This window comes from Nitrobacter sp., from assembly GCF_051535215.1.
Lineage (GTDB): Bacteria > Pseudomonadota > Alphaproteobacteria > Rhizobiales > Xanthobacteraceae > Nitrobacter.
The window spans coordinates 544,786-561,210 of the sequence record NZ_JBPPLY010000001.1 but is presented as its reverse complement, the minus strand read 5'-3'; the positions used below and the strand labels follow the sequence as shown (position 1 = coordinate 561,210).

Annotated in this window: 14 protein-coding genes and 1 other RNA gene; 7 read left to right on the top strand and 8 right to left on the bottom strand. The window is 64.9% G+C overall.

The genetic code is table 11. From position 1 onward, the window contains the following. Positions 1-261: 261 nt before the first annotated feature. From ACS3WB_RS02665 to ACS3WB_RS02635, 7 genes are all read right to left on the bottom strand, one after another. On the bottom strand, positions 262-732 hold the full coding sequence (locus ACS3WB_RS02665; RefSeq protein WP_438274002.1) for an NUDIX hydrolase: 471 nt from the start codon (positions 730-732) through the stop codon (positions 262-264). Further along, positions 729-1,475, bottom strand: a complete 747-nt coding sequence (locus tag ACS3WB_RS02660; RefSeq protein ID WP_438274001.1) for a YebC/PmpR family DNA-binding transcriptional regulator — start codon at positions 1,473-1,475, stop codon at positions 729-731. Before ACS3WB_RS02660 ends, ACS3WB_RS02665 begins: the two co-directional genes overlap by 4 nt. A gap of 151 nt (positions 1,476-1,626) precedes the next feature. Beyond that, positions 1,627-2,448, bottom strand: coding sequence for a TIGR00282 family metallophosphoesterase (locus ACS3WB_RS02655; RefSeq protein WP_438274000.1), 822 nt, complete (start codon positions 2,446-2,448; stop codon positions 1,627-1,629). A 27-nt stretch (positions 2,449-2,475) separates the two neighbouring features. After that, complete coding sequence (locus ACS3WB_RS02650; protein ID WP_438273999.1) at positions 2,476-3,060, bottom strand: 5-formyltetrahydrofolate cyclo-ligase; 585 nt, start codon at positions 3,058-3,060, stop codon at positions 2,476-2,478. 122 nt (positions 3,061-3,182) lie between these two features. After that, positions 3,183-3,342, bottom strand: a non-coding RNA gene (gene ssrS / locus ACS3WB_RS02645) — 6S RNA. 98 nt (positions 3,343-3,440) lie between these two features. Next, entirely contained in the window at positions 3,441-3,824 is a 384-nt protein-coding gene (locus tag ACS3WB_RS02640) for a cell division protein ZapA (RefSeq protein WP_438273998.1), read from the bottom strand. Beyond that, a complete protein-coding gene (locus ACS3WB_RS02635; protein WP_438273997.1) occupies positions 3,821-4,162 on the bottom strand; it encodes a DUF4164 domain-containing protein in 342 nt (113 codons plus the stop codon). The genes ACS3WB_RS02640 and ACS3WB_RS02635 overlap by 4 nt, the downstream gene beginning before the upstream one ends. A gap of 282 nt (positions 4,163-4,444) precedes the next feature. Between ACS3WB_RS02635 and tkt the strand changes: the two genes are divergently transcribed. From tkt to ACS3WB_RS02600, 7 genes are all read left to right on the top strand, one after another. Further along, the gene (tkt, locus tag ACS3WB_RS02630) at positions 4,445-6,430 is read left to right on the top strand and encodes a transketolase (RefSeq protein WP_438273996.1); all 1,986 of its coding nucleotides are present in this window, start codon (positions 4,445-4,447) and stop codon (positions 6,428-6,430) included. A gap of 325 nt (positions 6,431-6,755) precedes the next feature. Continuing rightward, on the top strand, positions 6,756-7,763 hold the full coding sequence (gap, locus tag ACS3WB_RS02625; protein WP_438273995.1) for a type I glyceraldehyde-3-phosphate dehydrogenase: 1,008 nt from the start codon (positions 6,756-6,758) through the stop codon (positions 7,761-7,763). A gap of 133 nt (positions 7,764-7,896) precedes the next feature. After that, positions 7,897-9,093, top strand: a complete 1,197-nt coding sequence (locus ACS3WB_RS02620; RefSeq protein WP_438273994.1) for a phosphoglycerate kinase — start codon at positions 7,897-7,899, stop codon at positions 9,091-9,093. A gap of 110 nt (positions 9,094-9,203) precedes the next feature. Continuing rightward, positions 9,204-10,232, top strand: coding sequence for a class I fructose-bisphosphate aldolase (locus ACS3WB_RS02615; RefSeq protein WP_438273993.1), 1,029 nt, complete (start codon positions 9,204-9,206; stop codon positions 10,230-10,232). Between the two features lie 169 nt (positions 10,233-10,401). After that, the gene (locus ACS3WB_RS02610) at positions 10,402-11,106 is read left to right on the top strand and encodes a thiamine phosphate synthase (RefSeq protein ID WP_438273992.1); all 705 of its coding nucleotides are present in this window, start codon (positions 10,402-10,404) and stop codon (positions 11,104-11,106) included. After that, positions 11,103-12,179, top strand: coding sequence for a tetratricopeptide repeat protein (locus ACS3WB_RS02605; protein ID WP_438273991.1), 1,077 nt, complete (start codon positions 11,103-11,105; stop codon positions 12,177-12,179). The genes ACS3WB_RS02610 and ACS3WB_RS02605 overlap by 4 nt, the downstream gene beginning before the upstream one ends. Positions 12,180-12,241: 62 nt before the next feature. Beyond that, positions 12,242-13,030 carry an inositol monophosphatase family protein gene (locus ACS3WB_RS02600; protein WP_292695702.1) on the top strand — a complete coding sequence of 263 codons (789 nt, stop codon included), beginning with the start codon at positions 12,242-12,244 and terminating at the stop codon, positions 13,028-13,030. A gap of 228 nt (positions 13,031-13,258) precedes the next feature. On the opposite strand, the gene ACS3WB_RS02595 is transcribed toward ACS3WB_RS02600, so the two are convergent. After that, on the bottom strand, positions 13,259-16,420 hold the full coding sequence (locus ACS3WB_RS02595; protein ID WP_438273990.1) for a multidrug efflux RND transporter permease subunit: 3,162 nt from the start codon (positions 16,418-16,420) through the stop codon (positions 13,259-13,261). Between the last annotated feature and the right edge of the window lie 5 nt (positions 16,421-16,425).

Here is a 16,425-nt window from a genome sequence, read left to right as displayed (position 1 = left end):
GCCTTGTGAGCTCATCAAGCTCTCAGACCGGCGCCGCTGTCGGCGAGGTACCTGGCAAGGTACCTGGCAAGTTACCAGGACTGTCGCTTGGCATAATGTCGGGTGTTCCAGTGATGGGCGCGCGACCAAGGCCGCAGCATCCCGCTTTTGTTGACATGATCCTTCAACCTGACGCCGTCAAGGGAAAATCGCGCGATCACCGAGGTTCGAAAATCGATGCGACCCGCGCGAGGGCGAGACGCACGCGCCAAGACATGCCTCTCAAGGAGCCGCCGCCGTCAGCATGTCCATAATATCGTCCGGGAAGACCTGCTCGGCAGGGCTCGCGAGTTCGGCGCGCGACCACCAGCGATGGTCCACCATCACCTCGCGTTCAAGCTCGGTCCATGCTCCGCTGGAAACAACATGAAAGCCGGTTCTCACCAGAAAGAACCGCTCGTCCGCCAGCACACGCTCGCCGCCGATGAGTTCGAGAACAAACCGGCGCTGCGCGATTTCCGGTCCGACGCTGGCGACACGCAGGCCAGTCTCCTCCCACAACTCCCTGATCGCCGCCTGCTCGAAGGTCTCGCCCTCGTCCACGGCCCCGCCCGGAGTCGCCCAGTACGTCCTGTCGATCTGCGCGCTGTCCTTGTATGCGAAACGAAACAGCAATAAGCGCTGATCGGGGTCGAGCAGCAGCAGCCGCGCCGCCGGACGCCGACGCAAATTGCCATGAGATATCGGGCTCACCCGCTGAGCTTCGCCATCAGCGCGTCGGAGACCTCAAAGTTGGCGTAGACGTTCTGGACGTCGTCGTGCTCGTTGAGAAGATCGATAAGCTTGAGCAGCTTCTCGCCGGTATTGTCATCGACGGCGATTGTATTCTGCGGCTTCCAGATCAAGGCGACCTTGCGCGCCTCGCCGAACCTGCCTTCGAGCGCCCTGGCGACGTCGCGGAAGGTGTCCTGCGAGGCATAAATCTCGTGGCCGCTCTCGCCCGACGCCACGTCGTCGGCGCCGGCCTCGATCGCCGCTTCCAGCATGTCGTCGGCGGACGCCTTGTCGGCGTCGTATTCGATCACCCCGAGCCGGTCGAACATGAACGACACCGAGCCGGTTTCGCCCAGGTTGCCGCCGGACTTAGTGAAATAGGAGCGGATGTCGGAAGCGGCGCGGTTGCGGTTGTCGGTCAGGACTTCCATGATCACGGCAACGCCTCCCGGACCATAGCCTTCGTAGCGCAGTTCGTCATAGGTCTCCGCGTCATTGCCGCTCGCCTTCTTGATCGCGCGCTCGATATTGTCCTTGGGCATGTTTTCCGCCCGCGCCGCGATCACCGCCGCGCGCAGCCGCGCGTTCATTGCGGGGTCGGGCGTGCCGAGCTTGGCCGCCACCGTGATTTCACGCGCGAGCTTGCTGAACAGCTTCGACTTCTGGGCATCCTGCCTGCCCTTGCGATGCATGATGTTCTTGAACTGGGAATGTCCGGCCATCGGCAGGTCTCTCTCGAATCCGGGGCAGGTGCCGGCGGCTACACCGGTACCCTCTGCAAAGGTGGAAGCGGCGCGGCGTTATAAGCCGGGACCGGTCGGAATCAAAGGCTGGCGCGAAAACATCCGCACCATCGATCCCGGTTCGGCCGCGTCAGGTCCAGAACGACGGCTCCGCCGGCTCCAGCCGTCCGCCGAGCCGCACCGGCGCGATTCGAAGCGCGAGCCCGGTCGCGTCATCGGTCTCGACCGCAACGCCGCTCAAGGTGGCGACACCGCCGGCCGGCTCGAACCGGCCGCTCGGAATGCCCGTGGTGAAGCGGCGCAGCGGCTCCTCCCTTTGCATCCCGATCACGGAGTCATAATCGCCGGTCATGCCGGCATCGCTCATATAGGCGGTGCCACTGGGAAGGATGCGATGATCCGCCGTCGGCACATGGGTGTGCGTCCCGACCACGAGGCTGGCGCGACCGTCGCAGAAGAAACCCATGCTTTGCTTCTCGCTGGTCGCCTCGCCATGGAAATCGACAACGATCGCGTCCACCGCCTCACGCAACGGACAGGCTTCAAGCTCGCGATCGATGGCGCGGAAGGGATCGTTGAGCGGCTCCATGAAGATGCGCGCCATGGCGTTGATGACAAGCGCGCGGCGGCCGTCCCTGGTATCGATCAGCGCGGCGCCGCGGCCCGGTGTATGCCGCGGAAAGTTCAGCGGGCGAATGAGCCGCGGCGCGCGCTCGATGAACACCAGCGCCTCTTTCTGATTCCAGGCGTGGTTGCCGAGCGTGACGGCGTCGGCGCCCGCGTCGAGAAACTCCTGGTAAATCGCCTCGGTGATGCCGAAGCCGCCGGCCGCATTCTCGCCGTTGACGATGACGAGATCGAGCTTCCACCGGGCAATGAGCGCCGGCAGATGCCCGCTGATGGCGGTACGTCCGGTCTTGCCGACGACGTCGCCGATGAAAAGAATACGCACGGCTCTACTGTTCCGATGTCAACGCAGCTATTTTCCGAAGCTGAAAAGCCCAGCTTCGGTTAGCACATAATCGAGCCGGACGTCGTGGGACAATGCCGGCACCTGCGGAATTTCCTGCACCGCGAAGGCGAGACCTATGGCGATGACCGGTTTCCTGTCACGCAACTGCGCGAGCGTGCGGTCGTAATAACCAGCGCCATAGCCGATGCGATGACCGGCGCGATCGAATGCGGCGAGCGGCACCAGCACAATATCGGGGACGACCTCGGCCACGGTGACGGGCGGCTCGGAAATCCCGAACACACCCCGCACCAGCGCATCACCGGGCGTCCACCGCCGAAACGTGAGCGCGGCGTTGCGCGCTGCAATCGCTGGCATCGCCAGCGCAGCGCCCCGCGCCGCAAGGCTCTGCATCAGCGGCACCGGGTCGATCTCGCTGCGGATCGGCGCGTAACCGGCGACGACAGTCGACGATGTTATTTCGAGCGACGGAAGGAGGGCCGCGATCGCACACGCCGCTGCTGCGCGCTGCTCCGCGCTCAAGGCATCGCGACGAGCCAATGCGGCGGCACGCAATTCGTTTTTGGATGGGACGCCTGAGGAAACCGACATGCCGGATGTTTAGTTCACCGTCGTCATCAGCGAAAGCGGATGATCCAGTGCAGCCCGAGCCAATGACGTGAATATCGATGCCGCTTTCGCGGCATGACGCCCGAACGGAGGCTCTGGAAAAGTGCGAAGCCGCGATCGCCGTTGGAGCGCTCGATCCCGGAGTTCCCTACGAAAGTAGGTGGGCACCATATGTCCGGATCCACGGACCCGGCCAGGGACAGTTCCCTTAAGGATCGATAAGGCCCCGGGGATAGTGGCTCCTGACGCGCGGCGCAGCCTCGCAGCGCTAATGTAGGCGGGAATGGGCGCGGATGCCAGCGGCGTCTCATGCGACGACGTGCATCTATCGGCATATCCCGCGCGATGCGGGGCCGAAGTCTTCACCCGATGGCGATGCCGCCGCCGACGGTGCGGTTCAGGACCTGCGTGGTCTTCTCGATCCGCTGCGCCGCCATGTTCAACGCGGCAGCCACCGCGGTTTGCGTCGCGCGCGCGCGCTCCGCGGCCGCGGCGCGCACGTCTCCCAATGCGCTGAGTTCGTCCTCCAGGGCGCGGATGCGCTGGTGCGCATCCAACAACTCGTCGGAGGCCGTGAGAGCCGCCATCACTTCCAGGCGCTGATCGCCGATTTCGCCGAACTTGCCGCGCAACTCGCCGATCCGGTTTTCCAGATCGCGCGCCAGAGCCTGCAGCCGCTCTTCCTGGCCATCCTCGCAGGCCATCCGGTACTGGCGGCCGTTGATGGTGACATTGACATGGCTCACGACTTCTCCCCCGTCTCTCCCGCCGCTTCGAGCACAGACTGGATGGTGCCGATCGCCGCGTCGAGCTTTTCGGCGATTTCGCGATTGGCGCGTTCGAGCTTTCGCGTGCGCACCAGCGAGCCGTCAAGCTCATCCGCGAGCCGCGAGCGGTCGGCACCCAACGCCTGAATGCGGCTCGCCAGTTCGTCCTCGTTGCGGTCCGCCTCGCGCCGCCGCTCCACCGCCCTTTCCAGCGCATCGAGCGCGGCGGTCAGTCGCCGGGTCGCGGCGTCGATTTCGACCGCGCCAGGACTGGACGGTTCGGCGCCGGCGGAACGGTTGGCGGGTCGATCGTTCATGTTCGCTCTGCGCGCCTTTTGGCCGGCCGTAGGCCGGATTACAAAGCCACGGCTCGGCAAGCCCTTAGGGGCTGAAATTTACGTGGCAGACGAGGCCAGCGCAACGCCGCAGCGCAGCTATGCACCGCAAAACATTTCTCCCTGTGAGGGGGGTCTCCCGCACTTGGACTCCGCCGACGCAGGTGCTATGCCCCCGGCACGCCAGTCCGGCTCGCCGGGCTGCATCGAATTCCAATGCGAACCGTTTAGCCCTCCTCATCTAGTCTGGACCGGATATCCCACATGCCGACCGTCGACTCCTCCCGTATGGCGAATGCAATCCGCGCGCTCGCGATGGACGCCGTAGAAAAAGCAAAATCGGGCCACCCCGGCCTCCCCATGGGCACGGCCGACATCGCCACGGTGCTGTTTACCAAGTTCCTGAAATACGATGCGACCGATCCGCACTGGCCGGACCGCGACCGCTTCATCCTCTCCGCCGGCCACGGCTCGATGCTGCTCTACGCGCTGTTGTACCTGACCGGCTACAAGGAGATGACGCTCGACCAGATCAAGAATTTCCGGCAGCTCAACTCCAAGACGCCGGGCCATCCCGAGAATTTCATCACCGAGGGCGTCGAGACCACCACCGGCCCGCTGGGCCAGGGCGTCGCCACCTCGGTCGGCTTCGCGCTCGCCGAACGCCTGCTGGCCGCCCAGTTCGGCCACGATGTCGTCGATCACTACACCTACGTGCTGTGCTCCGATGGCGATCTGATGGAGGGCATCAGCCACGAGGCGATCGCGCTGGCAGGCCATCTCAAGCTCAACAAGCTGATTTTCCTGTACGATGACAACGGCATCACCATCGACGGCCCGATCTCGCTGACCGACGACGTCGATCAGGTGGCGCGTTTCAAGGCCTGCGGTTGGGACGCCAGACGGATCGACGGCCATGACCCCAAGGCGATCACAGCCGCCATCCGCCGGGCGCAGAAGTCCGACAAGCCGTCGCTGATCGCCTGCAAGACCATCATCGGCTTCGGCGCCCCCACCCGGGCCGGCACGTCCAAGGCGCACGGCGAAGCGCTCGGGGCGGAAGAACTGGCGGGCGCGAAGAAGGCGCTCGGCTGGGATTACGGCCCGTTCGAGATTCCCGACGACGTTCTCAAGGCCTGGCGCAGCGCCGGGCGCAAGGGCAAGCGGCAAAACAAGGAATGGCGCGCGCGCTTCGCGGCGAAGTCCGACGCCGAGCGCGGCGAGTTCACCCGCCGCGCCGTCGACCGCAAACCGCCGCAGAACCTCGACGAGGTGATCCGCAAGCTCAAGGACAAGCTGGTCGCCGAACCGCCGACGGTCGCCACCCGTAAGGCCAGTGAAATCGCGCTCGAGGTACTGGTGCCGGCAATGCCGGAACTGCTGCTCGGCTCCGCCGACCTCACGCCGTCCAATAATACCCGCACCAAGGGGATGAAGGACGTCGAGCCCGGTCACGACGACGGCCGCTACATCCATTACGGCATCCGCGAGCTGGGCATGGCGGCTGCCATGAACGGCATCGCGTTGCACGGCGGCTTCGCGCCGGCCGGCGGCACCTTCATGTGCTTCGCCGACTACGCCCGCCCGGCGATGCGCGTGTCCGCGCTGGCCAGCATCCCGGTGGTCTACATCATGACCCACGACTCCATCGGGCTCGGCGAGGACGGCCCCACCCATCAGCCGGTGGAGCATCTGGCGAGCCTGCGTGCGATGCCGAACATGCGCGTGTTCCGCCCCGCCGACGCGGTCGAGACCGCCGAGTGCTGGCAACTCGCGCTGGAGCGCAAGCACGGACCGACGGTCCTGGCGCTGTCGCGGCAGAACCTCACCCCGGTGCGCAAGACCCCGCATGCGGACAATCGCTGCGCGCATGGCGCCTATGAGCTGGTCGCGGCCAACGGCGAGGCGAAGGTGTCGATCTTCGCTTCCGGATCGGAAGTCGAGATCGCTGTCGCAGCGCAGCAACAGCTCGCCGGGCGCGGCATCGCGTCGCGGGTGGTCTCGGTGCCCTCGCTGGAACTGCTGCTCGAACAGCCCGAGGAACGCCGGCAGGCCCTGATCGGCAAGGCGCCGGTCAAGATCGCCGTGGAAGCGGCCGTACGCTTCGGCTGGGACGCCGTGATCGGCGCCGACGGCCTCTTCGTCGGCATGCACAGCTTCGGTCACAGCGCTCCCGCCAAGGACCTCTACAAGCATTTCGGCATCACCGCCGAGGCCGTGGTCAGCGCTGCGGAGAAGCACCTTCGTTGAGGTTGAGATTGCCTCAAAATCAAAAAGGCGCTAGCTAAAACGCGCGGAATGTGGATTTGACATGAGCGGATCGGCCTCCCGCAGGTTCGAGACGCGAATGTCAGATCCGGATTCCGCTGACAGCTTATTTTGCTGGTGGTTCCCTGATTTTGACGCTCGCAGATTCTCTCGCTCAAGGCGGGATGCGAATGCTAAAACCGGGCCGCTAGGTATCACCAATGGTCGCCGCCCGGCAGAACCGGGTGACACAGGCGTCGACGCTCGCGCGCGGAGCTAAACTTGCCGTTGCGCGGAGACAATGCCCTATTTGAAGGAGAAAAAAGACATGGCAGTCCGGGTCGCAATCAACGGCTTTGGCCGCATCGGCCGCAACGTTTTGCGCGCCATCTACGAGGCCAAGCGCGACGATCTCGAGATCGTCGCCATCAACGATCTCGGCCCGGTCGAAACCAACGCGCATCTCTTGCGCTTCGACTCCGTGCATGGCCGCTTTCCGTATGAGGTGAAGGTCGAAGGCGACAGCATCGTCATCGGCAAGAACAAGATCAAGGTGACCGCCGAGCGCGATCCCGCCAAGCTGCCCTGGAAGGAGCTCGGCATCGATATCGCGATGGAGTGCACCGGCTTCTTCACCGCGCGCGACAAGGCGGCCGCGCACCTCACCGCCGGCGCCAAGCGCGTGCTGGTGTCGGCTCCGGCCGAGAACGCCGACATGACCGTGGTCTATGGCGTCAACCATGACAAGCTGACCAAGGACCACCTGGTCGTCTCGAACGGCTCCTGCACCACCAATTGCCTCGCGCCGGTCGCCAAGGTCATCAACGATCTAGTCGGCATCGAGACCGGCTTCATGACCACGATCCACGCCTATACCGGCGACCAGCCCTCGCTCGACACCATGCACAAGGACCTCTATCGCGGCCGCGCCGCGGCGCTTTCGATGGTTCCGACCTCGACCGGCGCCGCCCGCGCGATCGGCCTGGTGCTGCCTGAACTCAAGGGCAAGCTCGACGGCGTCGCGATCCGCGTGCCGACGCCGAACGTCTCGGTGGTCGACCTCAAGGTGATCGCCAAGAGAGAGACCACCGCTCAGGAGATCAACGAGGCGATGAAGCGCGCCGCCTCGCAGGAACTGAAGGGCATTCTCGGCACCACCGACCAGCCCAACGTTTCCAGCGACTTCAATCACGACCCGCATTCCTCGACGTTCCACATCGACCAGACCAAGGTGCAGAACGGCACGCTGGTGCGCGTGCTGTCGTGGTATGACAACGAATGGGGCTTCTCCAACCGCATGACCGACACCGCGGTCGCGATGGCCAAGCTGATCTGAGACGACGCGTCCGGACGCATCGCGGCGCAAGCGCCGCGATGCGGAACCGGCTCATTCCATCCGCAATTTTTCCTGCGTAGCGGTCCCGGCTCTGCGGCGCACCGTGCACGCACCGTGTCCGGGATACCCAGCCATGACAAAGCCCTTCCGCACCCTTGCTGACGTTGACGTGAACGGAAAGCGCGTGCTGCTGCGCGTCGACCTCAACGTTCCCATGGAGCAGGGGCGCGTCACCGACACCACCCGGCTGGATCGCATAGCGCCGACGATCGCGGAAATTGCCGACAAGGGCGGCAAGGCGATCCTGCTGGCGCACTTCGGCAGGCCCAAAGGCCCCGACCCCAAGGATTCACTGAAACCGGTCGCGGCCGAACTTTCGAAAGTGCTCGGCAGGCCGGTCGCGTTCGCCGACGATTGCATCGGCGACGTCGCGCAGAAGGCCGTCGCCGCGATGAAGAATGGCGACATCCTTTGCCTGGAGAACACCCGCTTCCACAGGGAAGAAGAAAAGAACGATCCGGCCTTCGTCGCCGAACTGGCCAAGCTTGGCGACATCTGGGTCAATGACGCCTTCTCCGCCGCGCATCGCGCCCACGCCTCGACCGAAGGCCTCGGCCACAAGCTTCCGGCCTATGCGGGACGCACCATGCAGGCCGAACTCGAGGCGCTGAACAAGGCGCTCGAGGCGCCGACGAAACCCGTCATCGCCATCATCGGCGGCGCGAAGGTGTCGACCAAGATCGACCTTCTGGAAAATCTCGTCAGCAAGGTCGACGCGCTGGTGATCGGCGGCGGCATGGCCAACACCTTCCTCCACGCGCAAGGTGTCAACGTCGGCAAGTCGCTGGCGGAAAAGGATCTCGCCCCAACCGCGCTGCGCATTCTCGAAAAGGCCCAGGCCGCCAACTGCGCCATCATCCTCCCGGTCGACGCCACGGTGGCGTTCCATTTCGCCGCCAATGCGCCCTCCCACGCCTACGGGCTGGATGCGATCCCGGCCGACGGCATGATTCTCGACGTCGGTCCGCAATCGGTGGAACGCGTTCATTCCGCCATCGACGACGCCGCGACGCTGGTCTGGAACGGCCCGCTGGGCGCGTTCGAACTGACGCCCTTCGATCGCGGCACCGTCGTCGCCGCACGACACGCGGCAGCCCGCACCAAGGCCGGGAAACTGGTATCCGTCGCGGGCGGCGGCGATACCGTCGCGGCCCTGAACCAGGCCGGAGTGGCCGGGGACTTCTCCTACGTCTCGACCGCCGGCGGGGCTTTCCTGGAGTGGATGGAAGGCAAGCCGCTGCCCGGCGTGGAGGTTTTGCGGGCGAAATGACGCTGCTTCTCGCGGCAAAATGAGTTGCAGCGCCGGAAAGCCGCAATTCTCATGCCTGTATGGGTCTCGGAACCGGCATGCCGGTTTCGGGCACGCAGAAGGAGCCGCCCATGAATCTCGTCGACCTCAACAAGGTGGCCCAAGCCATGGTCGTGCCGGGCAAGGGCATTCTCGCCGCCGACGAATCGTCCGGCACCATCACCAAACGGTTCGACGCGATCGGCGTGACGTCCACCGAGGACAGCCGTCGCGACTATCGCGAGATGCTGTTCCGCTCAACCGACGCCATGACGAACTACATCTCCGGCGTCATTCTCTATGACGAAACCATCTGGCAGAAGGCCGAAGATGGCACGCCGCTCATCAAGCTGATCGAGCAGGCCGGCGCCATTCCCGGCATCAAGGTCGACGAAGGCACGCAGCCCCTGCCCGCATGCCCCGGCGAACGCGTCACCGTCGGACTGGACCGGCTCGCCGACCGATTGAAGACATACTACGACCGTGGCGCACGCTTTGCGAAGTGGCGCGCAGTGATCGCCATCAACGCGAGAGGCATCCCGAGCATGACAGCCGTGGGCGTCAACGCCCATGCGCTGGGACGCTATGCTGCGCTCTGCCAAGCCGCCCAGGTCGTGCCGATCGTCGAGCCGGAAGTGCTGATGGACGGCGATCACGACATCGACCGCTGCCTTGAGGTCACGACGCGGGTGCTCAACGTGACGTTCCAGGAACTGCGCAAGCAGCGCGTGGCGCTCGAAGGCATGATCCTGAAGCCGAACATGGCGATCTCCGGCAAGACATGCGCGAAGCAGGCATCGGTGCAGGAAGTCGCGGAAAAAACCGTGCGCATGCTGAAAGCCTGCGTGCCGGCCGCCGTCCCCGGCATCGCCTTCCTGTCCGGCGGACAGTCCGACGAGGAGGCCACAGCCCATCTCGACGCCATGAACCGGATCGGCAACCTGCCGTGGAAGCTTACCTTCTCCTATGGCCGCGCGCTGCAGGCTGCGCCGCAGAAGGCGTGGGCCGGCAAGGCTGAGAACGTTGCCGCTGGTCAACGCGCCTTCAATCACCGTGCCCGGATGAATTCGCTCGCCAGCAGGGGCGCGTGGAAAGCCGATCTGGAAAAGAAGGCCGCGTGAGGCTTTCTTCACGGACCTGATTTTGCCGTCATTGCGAGCGAAGCGAAGCACGCCCAGTTCGCATTGAATGCAACGAGTTACTCCTCACCTCTCCCGCTTGCGGGAGAGGAAGTTTCGCAGTGCTCCACGATGTGTGTCTTCTGAAACACTCAAAAGGTTCAGGCTCCAGATGTCGTCCAAGGCCGCTCCATCGCGTCCTCTCCCCAGGCTTTATCTTGCGACGCCGGTCATCGACGATCCGTCGCAATTGACGGCGCGGCTTGCCGCTCTGGTCGCAAGCTTCGATGTCGCAGCCGTGCTGGTGCGGCTTTCGCCGTCCGATCCGCGCTCGCTGATTTCGCGCATCAAGGCGTTGACCCCAGCGATCCAAGCCGGCGGCGCGGCGCTGTTGCTCGACGGTCACGCCGATCTGGTCGCGCGCTCGGGCGCCGACGGCGCGCATCTCGCCGGCATCGAGGCGTTGCAGGAGGCGCTGCCGGCGCTGAAACCCGAGCGCATCGCCGGGGTCGGCGGACTGTCGACGCGTCACGACTCCATGATCGCGGGCGAGGCCGGCGCGGATTACGTGTTGTTCGGCGAGCCGGATCACGCCGGCGAACGGCCCTCCACCGACGCGATCGCGGAGCGGCTCAAATGGTGGGCCGAACTGTTCGAACCTCCTTGCGTCGGCTATGCCGCGAGCTGGGAGGAGACACGCATCTCTGCCGCGTCGGGCGCAGATTTCATTCTCGCCGGCGAGTTCGTCTGGAACGACCCGCGCGGCGCGGAGACGGCGCTGGCGGAGGTCGCCGAGGCGATCCGGCAGGGGCACCGACTGCAAGACGGCCGCACGACACCTGCAGCAACGGACGCGGAGGGAGGTGCCGCCGGATGACGGTTCTGCGTTCTGTTGTCCGTCCTCTTGCCATTGTCGCGAGCGTTCTCATGCTCGGCGAAAGCGCACTGGCGCAGCTCCAGTTGACGCCACAGGCAAACGACGCGCCGTCCCGGCCAAGCAAGAGCGTCAGGACCAAACCCGTCAAGCCTCCATCGCCGCCGAAGGAAGCCGCGACGCCTGGGAAACCGGCACTCACACCCAACGACAAAGCGGACGCTCCCGCTCCCGACAATCCGAACGCCGACATGGTCTACGGCGCCTATCAGCGCGGCCTGTACAAGACTGCGTTCGACCTCGCGATGAAGCGGGCGCAGGAGAACAAGGACCCCGCCGCCATGACCATGCTCGGCGAGCTTTATGCCAACGCGCTGGGCATCAAGCGCGACTACGGCAAGGCGATCGAGTGGTACCGGCGCGCAGCCGACCTTGGTGACCGCGAGGCGATGTTCGCGCTCGCCATGCTGCAGATCAGCGGGCACGGCGGAGCGCCGGACCGGGCTGGCGCCGTTAAACTGCTGGCCTCCTCGGCCAAGCTCGGCGAACCGAAGGCCGCCTATAACCTCGCGCTGCTCTACATGGACGGGCAGACGCTGCCGCAGGACTTCAAACGCGCCGCCGAATTGCTGCGGTTCGCCGCCGACGCCGGCAGCCCGGAGGCGCAATATGCGCTGGCGACCTTCTACAAGGAAGGCACCGGCGTGGAAAAGAATCTCTTCACATCGGTGCGCCTGCTGCAGGCGGCCTCGCTCGCCGGCAACGTCGATGCCGAAGTCGAATACGCCATCGCGCTGTTCAACGGCACCGGCACCGAGAAGAACGAGGCCGCCGCGGTGTCGCTGCTGCGCAAGGCCGCCAGGCAGAACAGCGCGATCGCGCAGAATCGTCTCGCTCACGTCCTCGTCACCGGCATGGGAGCGCCGATGGACAAGGTCGAAGGCCTGAAATGGCACATCGTTGCGAAAACCGCCGGCAAGGGTGATCTGATGCTTGACGAGGCGATGGCGCAGGCAACGCCGGAAGAACGCGCCAAGGCCGAGGAAGCCGCCCGCAAATGGCTCGGAGTCAAATGACGCCTTGACGGAGGCGTTGGCGCAGGGCACCCAGTCCGCACCCTTCATCCGAGCCGAAAATCATGCTGCAATCCGCCCTCATGAACGTCATGGTCAAGGCCGCGCGCCGCGCGGGCCGCAGCCTGAAACGCGATCTCGGTGAGATCGAAAATCTTCAGGTGTCGCTGAAGGGACCGGCGAATTTCGTCAGCCTCGCCGACAAGCGCGCCGAGGAAATCATTTACGAGGATCTCAGCAAGGCGCGCCCGGGCTATGGCTTTTTCGGCGAGGAAGGCGGCAACCGCGAGGGCACCGACAAGAGCCACACCTGGATCGTCGATCCGCTCGACGGCACCACCAATTTCCTGCACGGCATTCCGCATTTCGGCATCTCGATCGGCCTGCAGCGCGACGGCGTGCTGATCGCGGGGCTGGTCTACAATCCGGCCACCGACGAACTCTACACCGCCGAGCGCGGCAAGGGCGCATTTCTCAACGACCAGCGGCTGCGCGTGGCCGGGCGGCGCCAGATGAACGATTGCGTCATCGCCTGCGGCCTGCCGCACATCGGACGCGGCGATCACGAACTGTCGCGGCGGGAAATGGCGGCACTTCAGCCCAAGGTGGCCGGTCTGCGCCGCTTCGGCGCGGCGTCGCTCGATCTGGTTTACGTCGCGGCCGGACGCCTCGACGGCTACTGGGAACGCAACCTGCAGCCCTGGGACATTGCCGGCGGACAGATCATCGTGCGCGAGGCCGGCGGCATCGTCAGCGGCATCCAGGGCGACGACGATCCGCTTGTGACCGGCGACGTGATCTGCGGCAACGAGTTCGTCCACGGCGAACTGGTGAGGATCATCAGGCCGCTGTGAATTAAGTCCCTCTGACCTGGCCGAAACATTCGCTGCGAGGTAACGAGCGCTCCCTCTCCTGTCCAATCCGAGTTTACCCGAGTTGGACAACCTTGATGTCAAAAGTCTCCGACTTTGACCGGGAAGAGCGTTGGGTTGAGAGGGCACGACCTCAACATTGTCCAGTCCCCCTCACCCGACCGGCTTTGCTTTCCCGGTTGAGGAGCGGTGAACAACACGCACCCCACGCTACTCCGCCGGATGCAGCGGCGCCGGAGGCCCGTAAACCTCCGGCTCGGTCACCGGCTCCAGGCCGCTCTTGTCGCGTCCGAGCACGCGCATCACGACAACGAAGAACACCGGCACCATCAACAGCGCCAGCACCACCACCGCGATCATGCCACCCATCACGCTGGTGCCGAGCGCCTGCTGGCTCGCTCCGCCCGCTCCCTGGGCGACCACCATCGGCAGCACGCCGCAGACGAAGGCGAGACCGGTCATCAGAATGGGACGGAAGCGCAGCGCGCACGCTTCGATCGTGGCCTCCCTGAGTGGCTTGCCCTGCGCGCGCAAATCCTTGGCGAACTCGATGATGAGAATGGCGTCCTTCGCAGCCAGGCCGATGATGGTGACGAGACCGACTGTGAAATAGACGTCGTTGGCGAGGCCGCGCGCACTCGCCGCGATGACCGCGCCGCAAATGCCGAGCGGCACCGTGAGCAGCACGGCAAGCGGAATGGTCCAGCTTTCATAGAGCGCGGCAAGGCAGAGGAAGACCACCAGCGCCGAGAGCGCGAGCAGGAACGGCGCCTGCGACCCCGACAGTTTTTCCTGCAACGACTGGCCGGTCCACTCGTAGCCGAAGCCGCGCGGCAGACGGGCCGCAAGCCGCTCGATCTCGGCGATGGCTTCGCCGGATGTATAGCCCGGGCGCGCCTCACCGGTGATGCGCATGGCCGGATAGTAGTTGAAGCCGACGATCTGCGTCGGTCCCCTCGACCAGTCGATCGAGGCGAACGACGAGAACGGGACCAGCCGTCCGCTGCTGTTCTTGACATTGTAGCTGAGGATGTCGTCCGCCGTCGTGCGGCCGTCGCGGTCCGCCTGCACGATCACGCGCTGCATCCGCCCGCGATTGGGGAAGTCGTTGACGTAGGTGGATCCGAGGTTGATCGACATGGTATCGTTGATGGCCTCGAACGAGACGCCGAGGGCGCTGGCCTTCTCGCGATCGATCACGAGATTGACCAGCGGCGCGGACGGCAGGCCTTCGACATAGACGTTCCTCAAGATCGGGCTGGCATTGGCCTCGGCTATCAACTGATCGGTCGCCTGCACCAGCGCCGCGTAGCCCTTCTGGCCGCGATCCTGCAGTCGGAAACTGAAGCCGGAGGAATTGCCGAGGTTGTCGATCGGCGGCGGCTGCAGCGCGGTGATCTTGGCGTCGCGCAGCGAAGCCAGATCGCGGTTGATGTCAGCCACGATATTGGCGGCGGAATCCTTCTCGGGCCGTTCCGACCAGTCCTTCAGGGTGATGAACGCCTGCGCCGTGTTCATGCCCTGTCCCGAATAGGCAAAGCCGGTAAGGAACGTGACGTCCTGTATCCCGGGCCGTTTGGCGAGATATTTCTCGACCGCCGAAACCGCCGCCTCGGTGCGGCCGTGGGACGAATCCGACGGGGTCTGCACGTCCGTCGTGATGAAGCCCTGGTCATCCACTGGCACGAACCCGGCAGGCAGCCGAACGAACGCCCAGACGAGAGCGCCCACAAGGACCGCGTAAATCACCATCAGACGCCCGGTCCGCTTCAGCGACCAGCCGACTGTCGAGACATAGCGGCCGCGCACGCCGTCGAGCCGGCGATTGAACCAGCCGAACACGCCCTTGCGCGCGTGACTGTGTCGGGCCTCGACCGGTTTCAGCAGCGTGGCGCAGAGCGCAGGCGTCAGCGACAGCGCCATCAGCGCGGAGAAACCGATCGCCGCGACCACCGTGACGGAGAATTGCCTGTAGATGATGCCGACAGAGCCTGGAAAGAACGCCATCGGCACGAACACCGCCATCAGGACCAGCGTGATGCCGATGATGGCGCTGGTGATCTGCGACATCGCCTTGCGCGCGGCCTCCTTCGGCGGCAGTCCCTCCTCCGTCATGATGCGTTCGACGTTCTCGACCACGACGATGGCGTCGTCGACCAGAATGCCGATCGCCAGCACCATGCCGAACATGGTCAGCATGTTGATGGAGTAGCCGGCGAACAGCAGGACCGAACAGGTGCCGAGCAGCGCCACCGGCACCACGACGGTGGGAATGATGGTGTAGCGGATGTTCTGCAAGAACAGGAACATCACGAGAAACACCAGCACGACCGCCTCGATCAGGGTATGCAGGACCTTTTCGATCGAGGCCTCCACCACCGGCGTGATGTCGTAGGGGATGTCGTAGGCGATGTTCGCGGGAAAGAACTTCGACAGCTCCTTCATCTTGGCCTTCACCGCGCTCGCGGTGGCAAGCGCGTTTGAACCCGGCGCAAGCATCACCGACAGGCCTGCGGTCGGCTTGCCGTTGAGGCGGGTGGTGAAGCGGTAATCCATGCCGCCGACCTCGATCCGCGCCACGTCGCGCAGCCGCACTGTGGAGCCGTCGCGGTTGGCGCGCAGCAGGATGGAGCCGAATTCCTCGGGCGTGGTGAGCTGCCCGCTCACCAACACCAGCGCTGCGGTCTTCTGCCCGACCCGGCTCGGCGGTGCGCCGATGCTGCCCGAGGCCACCTGCGCGTTCTGCGTCGCGATCGCCTTGGTGACGTCGTCCGATGTCAGGTCGTAGCCGACCAGCTTGTCCGGATCGATCCATACGCGCAGCGAGCGTTCGGTGGAAAACAGCGTGGCGCGGCCGACGCCGGGAAGGCGCCGGATCTCGCCGATGATGTTGCGCATCATGAAATCGCCGAGGCCGACCTCGTCGAGGCTGTCGTCGGTCGAGCGCAGCGTGACGATCTGCAGCGTGTCGCTGGAGGCTTCCTCGACCAGGATGCCTTCCTTCAGCACGACGGACGGCAGGCGCGCCTCGATGCGCTTGATGCGGTTCTGCACATCCACCGACGCCATGTCGAGCTGCGTGCCGGGGACGAAATAGGCGGTGATCTCGACCTGCCCCAGAGAGTCGCTGGTCGATTCGAAACTGAGAATGCCCGAGGCGCCGTTGAGCTGTTCCTCGATCAGGCGCGTGACGCTGTTGTAAAGGTTCTGTGGTGACGCGCCGGGATATGCGGTCGAGATCGAGATCGAGGGTGGCGCGATGATCGGATACTGCGCCACAGCCAGAAGTGGAATCGAGATCGCGCCGATCAGGCAGATGAACAGCGCGATCACCCAGGCAAAAACAGGCCGGTCGATGAAGAATGCCGGCATGATCG